This window comes from Pedobacter polaris (assembly GCF_005116505.1).
Classification (GTDB): Bacteria; Bacteroidota; Bacteroidia; order Sphingobacteriales; family Sphingobacteriaceae; genus Pedobacter; species Pedobacter polaris.
The window spans coordinates 1-16,654 of record NZ_SWBR01000006.1 but is presented as its reverse complement, the minus strand read 5'-3'; the positions used below and the strand labels follow the sequence as shown (position 1 = coordinate 16,654).

The 16,654-nt window shown below is 34.4% G+C and carries 18 protein-coding genes and 2 pseudogenes; 3 read left to right on the top strand and 17 right to left on the bottom strand.

Annotated features, from left to right (window positions below; genetic code table 11):
* Positions 1-2: 2 nt before the first annotated feature.
* Positions 3-545 (bottom strand): DUF1599 domain-containing protein, encoded by a 543-nt coding sequence (locus FA048_RS18735; protein ID WP_136844021.1) that lies wholly within the window; start codon positions 543-545, stop codon positions 3-5.
* A 55-nt stretch (positions 546-600) separates the two neighbouring features.
* Here FA048_RS18735 and folP point away from each other — a divergent pair, with 55 nt between their 5' ends.
* Complete coding sequence (gene folP / locus FA048_RS18730; protein WP_136844171.1) at positions 601-1,455, top strand: dihydropteroate synthase; 855 nt, start codon at positions 601-603, stop codon at positions 1,453-1,455.
* A gap of 91 nt (positions 1,456-1,546) precedes the next feature.
* On the top strand, positions 1,547-2,344 hold the full coding sequence (cdaA, locus tag FA048_RS18725) for a diadenylate cyclase CdaA (RefSeq protein ID WP_136844019.1): 798 nt from the start codon (positions 1,547-1,549) through the stop codon (positions 2,342-2,344).
* Positions 2,345-2,468: 124 nt separating this feature from the next.
* Here cdaA and FA048_RS18720 read toward each other — a convergent pair whose 3' ends face one another.
* The 10 genes from FA048_RS18720 to FA048_RS18675 all read right to left on the bottom strand — a co-directional run bounded on the left by FA048_RS18720 (position 2,469) and on the right by FA048_RS18675 (position 10,979).
* Positions 2,469-2,879, bottom strand: a complete 411-nt coding sequence (locus FA048_RS18720) for a BrxA/BrxB family bacilliredoxin (protein WP_136844018.1) — start codon at positions 2,877-2,879, stop codon at positions 2,469-2,471.
* Positions 2,880-3,027: 148 nt separating this feature from the next.
* A complete protein-coding gene (locus tag FA048_RS19860) occupies positions 3,028-3,537 on the bottom strand; it encodes a CCC motif membrane protein (RefSeq protein ID WP_205943528.1) in 510 nt (169 codons plus the stop codon).
* Positions 3,538-3,541: 4 nt separating this feature from the next.
* Positions 3,542-3,895: a DUF2752 domain-containing protein gene (locus FA048_RS18710; protein ID WP_225872582.1), complete on the bottom strand. Its 354-nt coding sequence runs from the start codon at positions 3,893-3,895 to the stop codon at positions 3,542-3,544.
* A 309-nt stretch (positions 3,896-4,204) separates the two neighbouring features.
* On the bottom strand, positions 4,205-4,963 hold the full coding sequence (locus tag FA048_RS18705; RefSeq protein ID WP_136844016.1) for a hypothetical protein: 759 nt from the start codon (positions 4,961-4,963) through the stop codon (positions 4,205-4,207).
* A 27-nt stretch (positions 4,964-4,990) separates the two neighbouring features.
* On the bottom strand, positions 4,991-5,800 hold the full coding sequence (locus FA048_RS18700; protein WP_136844014.1) for a hypothetical protein: 810 nt from the start codon (positions 5,798-5,800) through the stop codon (positions 4,991-4,993).
* Positions 5,801-5,808: 8 nt separating this feature from the next.
* Positions 5,809-6,861 (bottom strand): hypothetical protein, encoded by a 1,053-nt coding sequence (locus FA048_RS19855; RefSeq protein ID WP_205943527.1) that lies wholly within the window; start codon positions 6,859-6,861, stop codon positions 5,809-5,811.
* Between the two features lie 404 nt (positions 6,862-7,265).
* Positions 7,266-7,961: a hypothetical protein gene (locus FA048_RS18690; protein ID WP_136844012.1), complete on the bottom strand. Its 696-nt coding sequence runs from the start codon at positions 7,959-7,961 to the stop codon at positions 7,266-7,268.
* A gap of 765 nt (positions 7,962-8,726) precedes the next feature.
* The gene (locus FA048_RS18685; protein WP_136844010.1) at positions 8,727-9,110 is read right to left on the bottom strand and encodes a hypothetical protein; all 384 of its coding nucleotides are present in this window, start codon (positions 9,108-9,110) and stop codon (positions 8,727-8,729) included.
* Positions 9,094-10,674, bottom strand: coding sequence for an RHS repeat domain-containing protein (locus FA048_RS18680; RefSeq protein WP_136844008.1), 1,581 nt, complete (start codon positions 10,672-10,674; stop codon positions 9,094-9,096). Before FA048_RS18680 ends, FA048_RS18685 begins: the two co-directional genes overlap by 17 nt.
* On the bottom strand, positions 10,629-10,979 hold the full coding sequence (locus FA048_RS18675; RefSeq protein ID WP_136844006.1) for a hypothetical protein: 351 nt from the start codon (positions 10,977-10,979) through the stop codon (positions 10,629-10,631). Before FA048_RS18675 ends, FA048_RS18680 begins: the two co-directional genes overlap by 46 nt.
* A 166-nt stretch (positions 10,980-11,145) precedes the next feature.
* Here FA048_RS18675 and FA048_RS18670 point away from each other — a divergent pair, with 166 nt between their 5' ends.
* Positions 11,146-11,511, top strand: coding sequence for a hypothetical protein (locus FA048_RS18670; RefSeq protein WP_136844004.1), 366 nt, complete (start codon positions 11,146-11,148; stop codon positions 11,509-11,511).
* On the opposite strand, the gene FA048_RS18665 is transcribed toward FA048_RS18670, so the two are convergent.
* From FA048_RS18665 to FA048_RS20150, 6 genes and pseudogenes are all read right to left on the bottom strand, one after another.
* Positions 11,470-11,967, bottom strand: coding sequence for a PsbP-related protein (locus FA048_RS18665; protein ID WP_136844002.1), 498 nt, complete (start codon positions 11,965-11,967; stop codon positions 11,470-11,472). The two genes, FA048_RS18670 and FA048_RS18665, sit on opposite strands and share 42 nt — an antisense overlap.
* 650 nt (positions 11,968-12,617) lie before the next feature.
* Positions 12,618-12,908 (bottom strand): annotated as a pseudogene (locus FA048_RS19975) (RHS repeat-associated core domain-containing protein); the annotation flags it as partial.
* A gap of 234 nt (positions 12,909-13,142) precedes the next feature.
* Entirely contained in the window at positions 13,143-13,628 is a 486-nt protein-coding gene (locus tag FA048_RS18655; RefSeq protein ID WP_136844000.1) for a hypothetical protein, read from the bottom strand.
* 545 nt (positions 13,629-14,173) lie between these two features.
* A pseudogene (locus tag FA048_RS19970) lies at positions 14,174-14,416 on the bottom strand (RHS repeat-associated core domain-containing protein); the annotation flags it as partial.
* A 234-nt stretch (positions 14,417-14,650) separates the two neighbouring features.
* A complete protein-coding gene (locus tag FA048_RS18645) occupies positions 14,651-15,457 on the bottom strand; it encodes a toxin-antitoxin system YwqK family antitoxin (protein WP_136843997.1) in 807 nt (268 codons plus the stop codon).
* A gap of 9 nt (positions 15,458-15,466) precedes the next feature.
* The gene (locus tag FA048_RS20150; protein ID WP_394347501.1) at positions 15,467-16,462 is read right to left on the bottom strand and encodes an RHS repeat-associated core domain-containing protein; all 996 of its coding nucleotides are present in this window, start codon (positions 16,460-16,462) and stop codon (positions 15,467-15,469) included.
* Between the last annotated feature and the right edge of the window lie 192 nt (positions 16,463-16,654).

The following is a 16,654-nucleotide window of genomic DNA, read 5'->3' as shown; positions in this document are numbered from 1 at the left end:
TTTTAATTAACTCCAAGTTTAATTAATGCAAAAACGGCATAGTTCAGCATGTCTTGATAATTGGCTTTAACACCTTCAGAGGCTATAGTTTGACCTAAATTATCCTCAATTTGTTTAACTCTTAATATCTTCATCAATATTAAATCAGTTAATGAACTAATGCGCATATCTCTCCAAGCTTCTCCATAATCATGGTTCTTGGCAAACATCAATTCTTTTGTTTCATTAACTCTTTTATCAAATAAATTTTCCACAAGATCTACTTCCATCTCATTAGGCTCATTTTCAGTTAGGTCTAACTGCAACATAGCAATAACACAGTAATTTACAATACCAATATATTCTGATGTAATGTTTTCTCCTACCTTAGAAACTTTCTTTTCTTCTAATGTACGGATGCGTTGTGCCTTGATAAAAATTTGATCTGTTATAGAGGCTGGCCTAAGAATGCGCCAGGCTGTTCCATAATCTTTTGTCTTCTTTAAAAAAAGCGATTTGCAAACCGCTATAACGCTATCGTACTCGTGTGATGTATTTACTGCCAAAACAATTAAAATATTTAGTTTAAAGCTATTTTAATACCTATTTTTGTATTAAATGATGGCTAAAGATACATTTTTAAACCGAAAATTAACACTAAATAGCAAAGGGAAACTAATAGATTTAAGTACTCCTGCTGTTATGGCCATCTTAAATATTACCCCTGATTCATTTTACCAGAAAAGTAGGGTAAACACTATTGATGAAGCATTAAAATCTACCGAAAAGTTTATAAATGAGGGTGCTAAGTTTATAGATATTGGTGCTTATTCATCTAGACCAGGTGCAATTGATGTGAGTTTAGAGGAAGAATTAAAACGATTAATTCCTATAGTTGAAGCTATATCAAAAGAATTTTCGATTCTAATTTCTATAGATACTTTCAGAGCTAAAGTAGCCGAAGAAAGCATTCATGCTGGGGCTCACTTAATTAATGATATTTCTGCAGGAAGTTTAGATGAGGCAATGTTTGAAACTATTGCAAAACTTCAAATTCCTTATATTATCATGCATATGAAAGGAACGCCGCAAACCATGCAACAAGACCCAACTTATGAAAATGTAACAGCTGAAGTGCTAACTTATTTTACAGAAAAACTCTCGAGTTTAAAAAAATTAGGCGTTAAGGATATCATTATTGATCCAGGTTTTGGTTTTGCAAAGACAATTTCTCATAACTATGAACTTTTACAACAAATGCAAAGCCTAACTACTTTTGAGTTGCCAATGCTAGTGGGTTTTTCAAGAAAATCTATGATTACAAAAGTACTGAACATAAAAAATGAAGATGCTTTAAATGGAACTACCATACTAAACACTATTGCTTTACAGAAAGGTGCATCAATTTTAAGAGTTCATGATGTAAAAGCAGCAATTGAGTGCATAAATCTCTCAGAAAAAATAAAATTCCCTTAATTTTTAACATAAAATAGCTTATTATCTCTTTTTTAAGACCCAAATTCTTAATTAGTTGATTTAAAGCCTCAAAATAATTAACTTGTGCTCAATGAAAAACCTTGATTTCGATTTCCTTCTAGAAAAAATAACTTGGGTAAGTGTAATCGACATCATAGTTGTAGCCATACTAATCTATTATGTGTACAGCCTGATTAGAAATACATTAGCAGTAAATTTATTATTAGGCATGCTAATTATATTTCTTTTTTACCATTTGGTGAAAAGTTTACATATGGATTTGCTGTCTACCATCATTAATAAATTTATAAGCGTAGGTATTATGGCGCTTATCATTATTTTTCAGCCAGAAATAAGAAGATTTCTACTCCACATCGGAAAAAGTACTTTCTTGCAAAAAAACAAAGCCTGGTGGGGCTATTTATTCGGCAGTAAAGATTTAGAGCGAGATAACTTAATTAGAATAAAGCCAATTATAGATGCTTGCAAAAGCATGAAAAAGACTCGAACAGGTGCTTTAATTGTGTTTGTGAAATTTTATGATGATGAACTTTTTAGCAATAGTTGCGAATTAATTGATTCTAAAATATCAAAACGATTATTAGAAAGTATTTTTCAAAAACACAGTCCATTACATGATGGAGCGGTAGTGATTGCTGAAAATAAAATTAAAAGTGCAAGTTGTATTTTGCCTTTAACCGATAATGATAAATTACCACCTCAATTTGGTCTACGCCATAGAGCAGGCATTGGTGTATCTGAAACAACAGATGCAGTTGCTGTAATTATATCAGAAGAAACTGGAGAAATTGCTTACGCCAAACAAGGCAGGGTTAGAATGAACGTATCTTTCGGAGAGCTAGAAAAGTTGCTGAATAAAGATTTTTAAAGAAGATGATTACACGGATTTAAGAAGATTACACAGATTCCTATAAAATAAAGAGCCCATCCTACATAAAGCAGAATGGGCTCTTTATTATCTGTGAAATCACCTTAAGCGGTGTAATTAACCTTTAGCAATATTGCTCAAATGCACCAATTAAACTATCGGCAATCATTTGTGCAGGACGGCCTTCAATTTGATGGCGCTCAATCATGTGTACTAATTTTCCATCTTTAAATAATGCCATAGCAGGTGATGACGGAGGGAAAGGCATCATATATGCTCTTGCTCTATCTACTGCATCTTTTTCCATTCCAGCAAAAACTGTTACCAATTTATCTGGGTGTTTTGCATTAGAAGCTGCTAATTTAGCTGCAGGACGAGCATTAGCCGCAGCACAACCACATACAGAGTTTACTACAACAAATACAGTTCCTTCGCTTTTAATTGCACTATCAACAGCATCTGCCGATTTTAATTCTTCAAAACCAACGTTTGTTAACTCAGCACGCATTGGCTCTACTAAATATTCTGGATACATTTCTTTCTATTTTTATTAAACAGTGCAAAGATAGCAAATATGATGCGCTAATATTTATCGTAACATAAAATAACAATTTACTGACTTACAGCACATAAAAAAACGGTCTATAAATTAATATAGACCGTTCCAATAATATAGTTAGCAATTATTGCAATCCTTTTAAGAAATCTTGCATTGCTTCTGGATCACTCAGCATTCCTGTACCAAACATGATAATGATAACTGCGTAATAGATTAATGTTAAAATGTTTAATACCAAACCTATAATGGCACAAACTCTACCTGCATTAAGGTTTTTAAAAGAACCTTCTGTATACAAGGTTGGATTTGCGGCATAAAGTGCTTTATCTTTTTTACTTAAAACTAAAGCTATAATAGCTGGGATTAAACCCAGAATACCATAGCAGCAGCATAAAACTATTGATACAATACCTAACACCAATACTGCTGTTGCGTTTGGCAAAGATTGTTGCATGCCATACCCAAATCCGCCATTATTTGGAGGAAAACCACCATTGTTTGGAGGGAAGCCGCCGTTATTTGGCGGAAAACCACCACCATTAGTATTTTGAGGTTGTTTTGGTTCTAAAGGCTGTGAAGCTCCTTCTGGTAAATTTTCTTTTGGCGTTTCTTGCGGCAATTGTTCTTCAGTCATAACGTTAAATTAGTTGATTGGTAAATATTTTATAGGTGTAATTGATTACAATAATTAATGCGATACCAATATAAAGCATTTTTATAATAAACGCCCCGTTTTTTAAATCAAATTTTAAATGAATAACAGTAAAAGCTAATAAACTGATAATTGGTATTGTTGCCGGATAAAGTTTAAAAGAAGCAATTAGATCTCCTTGCATTAAAGCTAAAAGTGAACGTTGTATACCACAACCAGGGCAATCTAAACCCGTAGAAGCTTTAAAGGGACAGGTTAACAAATGGTGTTTGAGCCATTGCATAATACCATTACTCTTGGAGAGAGCAACTAACAAAATTAAGAATATGTGGTTCTTCATGGCTTGCTAAAATTATGCATTCTGCCTTTGATGCACAAACTTTGTTTTTAAACCCGATAGAAATGTAAATACTTTTACCAAGTTTTCTTTAGGGATTTAGGGGTAAAAGATTGAAATGAATAGCGGGGCTTGATTTGCTATGAAATACTGACTTTGTTTTTCGAAAATTTAAGAACCTGTTAACAAATTACTACAGATCGTGGCAATGGTCTTCGGCAAGCTCAGACTGACATAGTACTGAAACTGACATTCAGTTAAAACTTAAAATCATTGAGGCTGTTAGCCCAAAAAAATAAGTTAAGAGAAACTTTATTTGAGCTTTTTTATACCATTTAATTCTTTAATTAGTTTATTTATTGTCTCATCTTGCTTATCATTCTTTTTATTTTGATCGATGAGTAAAAGTGTTAATTCTTCTACTTTTTTCAATAACAACTTATTCATTTCACCTAGTTCAACACCATTAGCCTCTGCCTCTTTTGCCGACGGCATTTCTGGTAAGTGCTTATTTTCTTTGATGTATTTTTCAAGCTCGGTTAACGAGGTTATATTATAGTCGTCTTCAAAAACATAGTCTGGCCAATTGGCAGTTTCTACCTTGATTTCGTGAGCACGGATTTTGCCATTAACGGAGAGCTTTTCATTAGGTGTGGCAGTTCCAATACCTACGTTGCCGCCATTTATAAAATGATTGCCAATTCCACTTACCATCAATCGTCCTGCAGACTCAACATTATTCTTTGAGTCAAGCATTGTAATCCAGTTAGACCATGTACTTTCTCCATAAAACGCCTCTCTATATCTAATCTTAGAATCATCCCAACCCCCAAAGTACAATTGACTGGTTTGATGAGAGGACCGCCCATAGATTTCTAGAATTGTTCCATAAGTAGTTGGCCCCCCATTTCCATAATTATCCCATAGTTTTATTGACATTGGGTTTATAGCAGAACGAGGAGGTGTAGTAGAAAAATTAGTTGTCTGATGTGTAAAATTGAGCTCAGATTGTTGTGCAGCAACAGTGTTACCTATGAGTATGATTATAATTAAGGAAAGAGATAATTTCATAAAGATTAGTTTTAGAGATGTAGTTTATTATTTGATAAGATTTTCAATTTTAAGAAGCCTTGCCTCTTGCAATGTTAGTTTCTCTGTTAAATCAGTTTTCGTTTTTTCCATTAGTTTTTTAGTCTCTAATAAATCCTTATCTTTTTGAATAAGGTGTAAAGTAAGTTCCTCTACTTTTTTCAATAACAACTTATTCATCTCCCCTAACTGCAGGCCATTAGCCTCAACTTCTTTTGCCGAGGGCATTTCTGGTAAGTGTTTATTTTGTTTGATGTATTTTTCGATCTCGGTTAGCGAAGCTATTTTATAGTCATCTTCAAAAACATAGTCTGGCCAATTGGCAGTTTCTACCTTAATTTCATGAGCGCGGATTTTACCATTAACAGATAGTTTTTCTTTTGGCGTTGTAGTTCCGATTCCAACATTTTGATCGTCTGAAATGGTTATTCCAGAATTGCTAAAGGGAGGGATTACAGGTGAACAGACAATCCACCATTGAGTACCAGTATGTTTATACAAATCGAAATCAGCCTGATTTAATACTACTGAACTATAAGCCGTAAAGTTATTGCCATCAAAAGCCTGATCAAAATAGTTACCTTTTATTGCCGCTTGAGCATGCCAGCCGCTATTTAATTGGTTATTAGCATTATACTCTAAGGTATTGGTTCCATCCCATGGAATTACGATTATAGATATATTCTTTCCCGGATTTCTTGATGCTACAATAGCATATCCCGTAGCCCTTGCGTTTTGCTGTTGAGTTTCTGCTAAGGTTTGAGCAAAGCCAGCAAGCGAAATCATCATTAGTGGAAATAATAGATTAATTTTTTTCATAGAATTGATTATTTATTTTCAATTAATTTTTTCAATAAGGCTTCTAACTCTTTTTGCCTAGCTTCTACATTTTGTAATCTTTTATCAGAAGTTTGCAATTCCTTATCCTTATTAATCAAGTGTAAAGTAAGCTCCTCGATCTTTTTTTGTTGTAGTTTTACCATCTCCCCTAATTCCACACCATTAGCCTCTACTTCTTTGGCCGACGGCATTTCTGGTAAGTGTTTATTTTGTTTGATGTATTTTTCAAGCTCGGTTAGCGAAGCTATTTTATAATCATCTTCAAAAACATAGTCTGGCCAATTCGCAGTTTCTACCTTGATTTCGTGAGCACGGATTTTGCCATTAACGGAGAGCTTTTCATTGGGTGTGGTAGTTCCAATTCCAACATTTCCAACTTGTGTAATTCGCATCTTCTCACTACCCTCAACTGGAACATCAACATTTAATCCCTCAGTAACTCCTGCATGGAATGTAATTCCATGATTATAATTTAAAGAAACAAACGAGCCAGCATCAGCTGGATTGGATATTCTCTTTATCGTATTACTGGTGCTACCAGCCATTACATTATTTCCCAATATGGTTGATGCCCCTCCATTGGTTTCTGATAAGGAAGCATTAAGAATCTGATAACCTAATCCCCTATTCGTAAGTTTAACATTCCCGTCAACTGTAAGTTTTTCTGTTGGATTAGTTCCAACACCAACATTCCCATTATCTGATAAGGTTAACCTTGCCCCATAAACAGTACCGGCTTGATTATAACTCCAAAATTGGAGAGAATTGCCATAATGGCCAGTCATATTATATAATGCCCAGCGAAAGGCAACATCAGGGGCCACTTTCCATGAATTGTCTAATATTAATGATGGCCCCTCATTTGAGCCTGCACTGGCAGAGATATTGCCTAAGACATCTAATTTTTGCCCAGGATTAGTAGTTCCAATACCTACATTACCACTAGCTGGAAAAGTATTCGTTTGAGAAAAAGCTTTAAGGCTTAATAAGCAGACCAATAAAGTATAGGTTATTTTTCTATTTTTTAATAAGGAAATCATTTTATGAATAGTAAAGAGTGAATAAAACTTAAAAAGTACTGTTCAAGTTATCTCTTAATATAGCATTGATGAAATATTTTTGCCAACTGCCATTTTCGGGTGACGAACGATACGAATCTCATGATGAACTATCGTTTTGGGCTGATATTTGAAATTGAAAATTGACGCTTTTCGCTCCTAAAAAAGAAGAAATTTGACGAATTCTGCTTAAAAGTAGGTTTTGGAAGAAATCTTTGATTAGGATAAGATTAAAAGTTATGAGTTATTACGATAAGATTTTTCAAATCCTATATAACAAAAAGTTCAGCATAGTTTGATATGCTGAACTTTTGTTTAACCTTAGCACAAGCCGAGGCTAGATATTTTATAATACTGTAAACTAATCTGTAGAAGTTGATAATCTTTTAATTCGTTTTAGCTTTTTGATTGTTTTTCTCCAACTCCTCTATCCTTTCATTTAATTTTATAAGGTGTAGTGTTAGCTCTTCCACCTTTTTTAGCAAAAGCTTATTCATTTCACCTAGTTCAACACCATTTGCTTCTACCACTTTGGCCGACGGCATTTCTGGTAAATGTTTATTTTCTTTGATGTACTTTTCAAGCTCGGTTAGCGAAGCTATTTTATAGTCATCCTCAAAAACATAGTCTGGCCAATTGGCAGTTTCTACTTTAATTTCATGAGCACGTATTTTACCATTGACGGAGAGCTTTTCATTGGGTGTGGCAGTTCCGATTCCAACATTAGAATTCCCATTGCCCAAGTGATTAAAAGAAATTCCATTCATTGGGTCGATAGAAATATAAGCGTAATTGCTTCCATCACCATTTTTCGAAGTTTGAATCCGCAATTTACTGGTAGCTGAAGTGCTACCAACCTGTTCAATAAAACCACCGGCCGCATCTTGTCCAAAGTAGTTGAAACTCTGGGTATCCCCCAATTTCATCCATCCAACAATATCTAGCTTCATTGTGGGAGCAGATGTACCAATACCTACATTGCCACTGGGTGGAAAAGTATTAGTTTGAGAAAAAGCTTTAAGGCTTAATAGGCAGACCAATAAAGTATAGGTTATTTTTCTATTTTTTAATAAGGAAATCATTTTATGAATATTAAAGAGTGAATAAAACTTAAAAATTACTGTTCAAGTTATCTCTTAATATAGCATTGATGAAATATTTTTGCCAACTGCCATTTTCGGGTGACGAACGATACGAATCTCATGATGAACTATCATTTTGGGCTGATATTTGAAATTGAAAATTGACATTTTTCGCTCTTAAAAAAGAAGAAATTTGACGAATTCTGCTTAAAATTAGGGTTTGGAAGAAATTTTTAATTAGGATAAGATTATAAGTGCCGTGGTAAGATTATCAAATCCTATAAAACAAAAAGTTCAGCATAAAACTATGCTGAACTTTTTATATATCCTTTAATGTAAACCTATTTTAGGACGACAGTAACAATTATTTACCCCAATCACAAGCTGTGATGCTTGCGCTAGATGGAAATATTAATTACAGTCTAATAGGAATAAACATAATAAATGAATAGCAATAATGTAGCAGCCAAATAAACTATATATATCCAAAAATAGTTCTTAAAAGTTCCTTTGTGGAAATTGACTACATTGTTAGAGATTTTTTTCCTAAATATTATTGATAGAAAAATCTGGACAAAGTATATTAAAAAGAAAGCAGCTTTCCAATTATAAGGCTTCCATATCTCTGAAATTAAAACGTGGAAAGAAAAGCCTGTTATAAGTAACAAAGTTAAACTTACAGTTATTTTCCTACTTTCGGAAGCATCCTTACTCCAAATCCGTTCTATTACAAACAAAGAAAAAACATTCCAGGAAATAATTATATCAATGATAGGGCGCATATTTCCTTTCATTATCCAGTAAGCCCTTATTGTACTCTATTAATTCACTACTTTTATTAGTATTATATCCCATTTTCTGCGACACCACGAGATCCTTTATCGCTTTCTCATAATTACCCAATACAGTATGACAATAACCTCGTTTATAATAATAGTGCCCATATTTTTTGTTTTCATCATAAGACAGCACACTATCAAGCTTTGCCACAGCAATACTTAAGGTATCCCTATTAAAAGATTGGGACAGACTATCTAAGGTTTTAACAACGTTTTCGCCCGCATCAGGTCCATTATTTTTATATACACAAGAAAAGAGTGTAGATAGTATCAAAACCACAAATTTAATTGAATTATTTTTTTGCTTCATTATAATTTTTTAAAAAAGTTTGGGATGCAGACCTAAACATATTCATATCTCTTAAATAATACTTATAGTACATTTCATTTTTTGTTTGGTTATATAATGCCAAATTTCTCATTGCATTTAAATGCCAAGTTTTTGCCATTTCGGCACTACCTCTAACTGTTTTAGTATGATAATCATTAACTAAAACTACTGCCGTTGTTAGAGTATTGCTTCCCAACATTCTTTCTACTGCTCTTTCAAGAGCTATCCCTGTAACTTTTTCAATGGCCTCGTCCTTACTCTTGGAATTCAATACATCCAAACCATCTAGAACATTAGATACTGGCCCCGAAAACTTAAACCTGTTGGGATTAAGTTCATTACCGATTTCAAAAGGTTTATTAACAGCTTGCATATACTTGACTATAGAATTATCTCTATCATGCCGCTTATCGTCATACTGAGCCATCATTGGCGCACGGTAAGCTAAATTATCTAATTTAGCTGTTAGTGGTTTAATATATGTAATTGTTACAACATTATCTAATAGAATAACATCTTTATCAGAATCTAACTGTCTTACCCCAGGTTGAGGTGGCACAATTTGACTAGACTTCAGCGTATCTAAACCAAAAGGATCAATAAAATTAATTGGATTATTGAGTACATATTGATATGATGAAATGCCAAAATGTAGCTCCGCAAGTGGATCAACCACGTTCCACCTTCCAACAGCTGCATCATAGAATCTTGCCCCATAGTCATACTGCCCCAGCTCATCTTGCAACTCCTTGCCATTATAAAGATATTTATTTGTACCACCGCTTCCAAATCTTTTTCCAAATGCATAATAATCATCTGTTTGCAGCATTTGCACTACCCCAGTTGTAGGGTGTTGGTTAAAGGTATACCTTACGTTGCCCAAATGATCGGTCAGGTTATATTCGTAAACATAGATGCCGCTATTGTTCACTGCCCTGCCCTCCTCTGTCTGGATGAACTCTATCGAGCCGTCCTGGTACTGGATACCATCTAAATAGTCAGTAGTCCCAGTTGTATTGCTCACCTTCCTTAATTTTTTTCCGGTTGCATCATAGGCATAGGCAAGACTAAGCGGAGCTACACCTTCTCTTGTTGCCGTTATCGACAGATTCAAGTGGTTGTAGGCCAGTGTAACTCCATTCCTACCATCGGTTGTGGCATTGCCATTGGCATCATAGCTATAACTGGTGGTGGTCAGCCCGGCAACGGCATCCAACTGGCTGCTGTTGTTGCCGTTCTTATAGGTGTAAGCCATTGGACCGAAATTGTCACGGTCCATGCTGGTAATGTTGCCCATCATATCGTAGGTAAGTACCTCAGACATTAGTACGCCTGTGCTCGTCCCATTCACAAGCCTGTTGAGTTTATCATATTGGTAGGTGAACACGTTGCTTAGAGAACTTCCCCAGCGCTGGTTGGAAATGTTGCCGTTGAACTGTAGATGGGTGCCGTCCTGGTAATCGAGCTGCATCTTGAACTGATCGCTGGTGCTACTTTTCAGCCAGCCACGCTCATTATAAGTATATTCCGTCCGCTGGAGCATACCCACGGCAATGGAAGCGCTGAAGGTAGAGCCAAGCTGCGCTTCGAAGCCTGGTGCGAGCGTAGATTATATTTTCCAACCGTAAAGAATGTATACTTATAATCACTCTCGGGGGCGGCAAAGAAAAACAGTTCAGACTGTTTTATAACTTTCCATTCCTTTGGTATGCAAATAATGTTGTTTTGTATTGGATTACAGTTCAGTTCGCTTTTAAATTGTTTAACATTATTTTTCTTTGGTTCATTACTGCAGCCCATATGGAAAAGAAACGACAGCAACATAAGTTTAGAAATATATTTTTTCATTTTAATTCTTTTTATCCTGAACCGTTACCCCTCCCCTAAGAGTAAATTAGTTAATAGCAGAATTATTTCATTTCAACATTTAATTTCTTGACGTTAATCTACATACAAAGATGGATATATCATTTTTTTTTTCGTTATTAGTTTGTATTAACTAATCTAAACCAAAATGATTATTGCTATTCTATTTATTATTTTTTGCTTTATTTTCTTTTTATGTTACTTCATTTTCTCAAATTATTATATTAAAGAAAAAAACAAAAATACAATTATCAAGAAATTCAATTCACTGGGCTACAAAGTCATTGCTATTAAACAAATTGAAAAACCAAAATTCATCGAAGATGACACCTTTGTTAGAGGATTTCAAAGTGGGCAATCCATTCATCAAAACTACAAATCTGTAGACGTTGAGAGTCAAAGCCTACAGAGATTAAAAGGGATTGTTTGCATTGAAAGAATTGTAAATGTTAATAGCAAATTTACATATTATCTAGATTTTGAAAATAAAGGAATTTACAATCTTATTGAATAGTTTGTTCGTTTTTTCACCATCACTCTTTAGATGAACAAAGGATAGTCGATAAACTATGTCTTTGCCTTCAAAGTAATACTGCCTAATTATCAATCTTTGATTATTAATAATTATGTCCTGGCAAACCTCATAGCACGGTTGATTATTAATTTTTCTTTTTTTTAGTAATGTACTCTTACATACACCCCTAAGACAATTTCTTTCACTATTCTGTTTTACTCCAGAATATAAATTCTTTTCAGGTTCTATTATAATTACATGATAGTTTGCAGATAGGATCTTTTCTTTAGCATTTTCATTTGCACCGAAAAGCATTGACTTTGTTGATTCCTCTTCTAACCATCCTTTAGGTACTTCAATCTGAAAAAGTGAGTGTTTATAAAGATAAGTCTCATTATTTTGTTGACATGAAGTAAAGAGGCATGCCAGCCATACTACTACTATATAATTTTTCATTTCTATTTTCTATTAATAGGCATTTTAACTTCAACGCCAGAACTCCACCTAATACCAAAGCCTGCAGCAACTTCTCCCCCATTAGAAAGACCTAATTTAAGGTATTCTTTTGCATCTTCTCCTTTGGCCTTGTCAAATTCTACACCTGCACTAGCGTTCACAGAGTTTAAAGAAATACCTTTCGACATTGAAAGGTTGTTCCCAACATAATTAATTTTGTTGTTTTTAACATTAAATGCCGCGGTATTCTCTATGTCATAACCAGTACCAATAACAGTCGCTTCACTTACAGGTATTGATGCATTAATTGATGCACTTGATCGAACGTCAAAATTCCCCCCATCCATGACATTTGTTATAGATGAAGTATTCTTAACCCCCGTTGCTGAAACTTCAAATCCTATCTTGATTTTCGTTATATCAACACTTGCAACGTTAAGACTCCCGCCTGCAGTTTTATCAATTTTAGCTGCAACTTGGGCCCCTAATGATAAGGTGGCCTCCGACTTAGCTTCAACTTTTGCAGAACGTACAAATTCAACAGACTTGTTTTTAATATAGGTTGCTGTATTTTTTACAATAGCTGCAGCCACTTGAACTGTTTTGTTAATAACATAATTCTTTGCCTGTTTGACTAAACCACTCCAATCTGGCCACATCCCATCTGGATCAATAAACCTTATAGGGTTGTTGAACACATAATTATAAGGGGAATATCGTCTTCCCTTCTCCGCCAACGGATCCACACTGTTCCACCTACCTATCACCGGATCATAGGATCTTGCCCCGTAACCGAGGCATAGCCGAGCTCATGAATACCTTTAAAAATATATAACTAATGAATAATCGTACTGCCCAAGTTCGTCCTGAAGTTCCTTGCCGTTGTAGAGATAGCTGTTCGTACCCGCCGTTGCGCTATGCCTCAGTCCAAAGGCATAGTAACCGAGCTTGCGAGCTCATTCACGCCATTGAAGACAACAACTAAACGTGAATAATTATCCTCCTGCAGCTTCCTAACCGCACCGTTATAAATATCGAAACTATATCTCACATTTCCTTTTAATGAAATATAATTTCAATGCTTTTCAAAAACAAAAGTTCAGCATACCTTTTCAATATGCTGAACCTTTGATTATATCGCTTAAAAGATATTTATGCTAAAATGCATACGTTGATTAAGAGATCCTTCTATTACTATTATGAATTTGTATGTAGTAGAACACAGTTAGTAAAAGAGCTAAAATATTAACTTCTATACTAGTAGAATCAACATTTAAAAATTCGATTTTTAGTGCAAGATTAAAATTATTAAAGTATGCGCCAATATTGAAATTTCCAATACTCCCAATGTTTGTATAAATAGTTGCTTCAATTCCTTGATTAAATTTAAACTGAAAACCGTTAAGGGACAAACTAAAGACCTGTAAAGAGCATATTATAAAATTAGTTAAAAAACTTTTTTTTGGTATATTATTTAATCTTTTAAGGATGAAGAAATTATTTAATATAGTAATGCTTATTGAAAGGCATAAAAAAACAATTGACAATAAAACCAATAAATTATAGTGATCAGTCTTAGTTAATATGTCTAGCAAATTTATAATACCAACTAAGCCTGTAATTATTAAATAGGCACTTATTATTATATTGAGTTTTTTCATAATTAATTATTTTTCTTTCCCCCATTCATCCCGGTCTTTAACTGCTCTATTTCTGCTTTAATATATTTTGTAGCACCATCTATAGCGTCATTTAGTGACCGCATAAATTCTTTTGGGTTACCTGCTAAATTTATACCTTCTCCCTGTATAACTTTTTCTTCACTTGGCTTTTGGTTTTTCATCGCGTCTTCTCCATTTTTAAACTCAAATTTACTTTCAACCTTAGTTTCATTTAAAGGACCCTCTGATACTTTTACTGAAAATTGACCCTCAAATAAATTCTTAAATCCACCCCCAGCTGAAGCTGTAGTTGTCCACCCAGTCTCCGTATTAGCGGCTGTTTTAAACTCCACCTCTAATTTAGAAATCTTATTCTTCCCATTATCACTAGCTAGGTTTACTCCAGATCCTATGCCCATAACATCTTGACCAGTAGTTGTTTTTCGAGGTTTTTCCATTTTCAGTGCAGTATTGCCTGCATGCCTCATAATTTTCTGCATTTTATTAGACATAATACCCCAGCCAAGCTTGAATGCTGCAAATGGATCAATTGGCCACATGCCATCTGGATCAATTAATCTTATTGGGTTGTTGAACACATAATTATAAGGTGAATATCTTCTTCCCAGTTCAGCTTTTGGATCCACACTGTTCCACCGCCCAATAACCGGATCATAGAACCTTGCCCCGTAGTCATAAGCTCCCAGCTCGTCCTGTAGTTCCTTGCCGTTGTACAGGTAATTGTTCGTACCCGCCGTTGCGCTATGCCTCAGTCCAAAGGCATAGTAACCGAGCTTGCGAGCTCATTCACGCCATTGAAAACAACAACCAAACGTGGATAGTTATCCTCCTGCAGCTTCCTAACCGCTCCGTTATAAATATCGAAAAATATCTCACATTTCCTTTAATGAAATAATAATTTCAATGCTTTTCAAACAAAAAAGTTCAGCATACCTTTTACAATATGCTGAACTTATTTTAACTCGGTCATGCGAGGCACTTACATTAGATGAGGTTGGAATTTAATTTATTACAATTTTTTCATCTATATCAATTCCATTTACTATTTGATTCCTTTTATTAACCAATTTACTTTTCAAGAAAATATGATAATCACCGGGTGCTTTAAAGATGTTTGGGATTTTTACGGTATTACTTTTAATATTATCAAAAACATATTTATAACCATTAATATTTACATTTAATAATAATTTATCATTTGGCACATTGACTACCGTGATAAAAAGATCTTTAATTCCTTTCTTTAATGAGCTTGTATCTTTAATTAAGTTAATAATGTTTTTATCAGCGTCGAATGAGTAAAAATTAGAACTTACAACAAAACCATGCATATCCTTTAGTTCACCTAATTTATCAACTTTAGAAGAAAAAATAATATTTTGTGAAATATCGACTAAAGCGTATGAAGTTAGATTGCCTAAAGTATCATATTTAAACCAATTCCCATACGGTTTATTCATGAGATAATTTCTTGATTCAAGTATTCTACCCTTCTCATCAAAAAGAAATTCTTGTCCATGAGCCTTCCCATTAGCAAACTGTGTCTTACGTTTTAGCATCTTATTTTCATAATATTCATAAGACCATCCTTGTTTTACTCCGTTGGCAAAATTCTCCTTGACATACATTTTTCCATTTACATATGCAATTGCTTCGCCATGGATTTGCCCTTTCTTGTTGTAACGAACATATTTACCACTCAACTGGAATGTCTTATAGAATAAATTACTAATTTCATCTATGTACAAGCTGAAAAAAACTATCATCAAAATAATGGTACATGCACCAAAAATGTATTTGCCTTTCATTTTTATATGTTAATACTTATATTCACCCCTACCTAACTGTGTCCAACTACTCCAATTTTCAGAACCGTATCTTTTAATTTGTCTTCTTATAGCTTCAGTATTAGTTACCGTATCCTTTTTTATTGGATCTACATACATTCTAGGTTCATTAATTTTTATATTTTCTGCAATTTTTGTTGTAACATCTCTTACATTTTCAAATGCGTCATATGGCTCAAAGGGATTCCATTTATTATATCCTGAATTGTTTGTTCTTATTTGTCCGCCATAACTTAAAAGCCATGAAATATCTCCTAAGTAAGTCTTTTCTCCTATAGAATTTGGTCTAAGGTGAGCATCTGGGTCCCCACCTCCAAGGTTATTATTATTAAACATATGCATTCCCTCCCCAACAGAAGCATCCTTCGATTGAAAACTGCTAAGCCAACCAGCTAATTTATCAAAAAAGCCGGGCTCTTGTTTTTCAGAGTTACTCGTTACAATATAAGAAACGTCTGATGCATTGTCCCCTAGTCGCACTGCACCTGTAGCTCCATTTGTACCTATTTTAGCATTGCTTAAGATAGAGCCTGGCGCCCTATAATCATCAAACCCTTGTTCTTTTGCTTGTTCTGCACTAGTTATATCTTCTCTCCAGACCCATGTATTCCCACTCTTGACCCAATCAGGAGGAGATGAAGATGCCCAATGCATAGGCATATATTTGTCCGTCGCTGACATCCCATTTGGATCAATAAAACGTATCGGATTATTATTCCCATATACATAAGGACTAAACCTTCTACTAATCTCTGCTAACGGATCAATCACATTCCACCTCCCCACAACCGGGTCATAGAACCTTGCTCCGTAATCATAAGCTCCAAGTTCATCCTGCAGCTCCTTGCCATTGTACAGATAGTTGTTCGTACCCGCCGTTGCGCTATGCCTCAGTCCAAAGGCATAGTAGTTGTCCTCCTGCAGCTTCCTAACAGCTCCGTTATAAATATCGAAACTATATCTCACATTTCCTTTAATGAAATGATAATTTCAAGCTTTTCAAACCAAAAAGTTCAGCATATCTTTTACAATATGCCGAACTAATTTTAACTTGATTAAATACAAGAAGCTTGCATAAATAGGAAGTAACTTTAGCCAATCAGCTTTCCACTAATCAAAGTAAGCACTACTCAATGATAATAAAATCACCACTTTTTC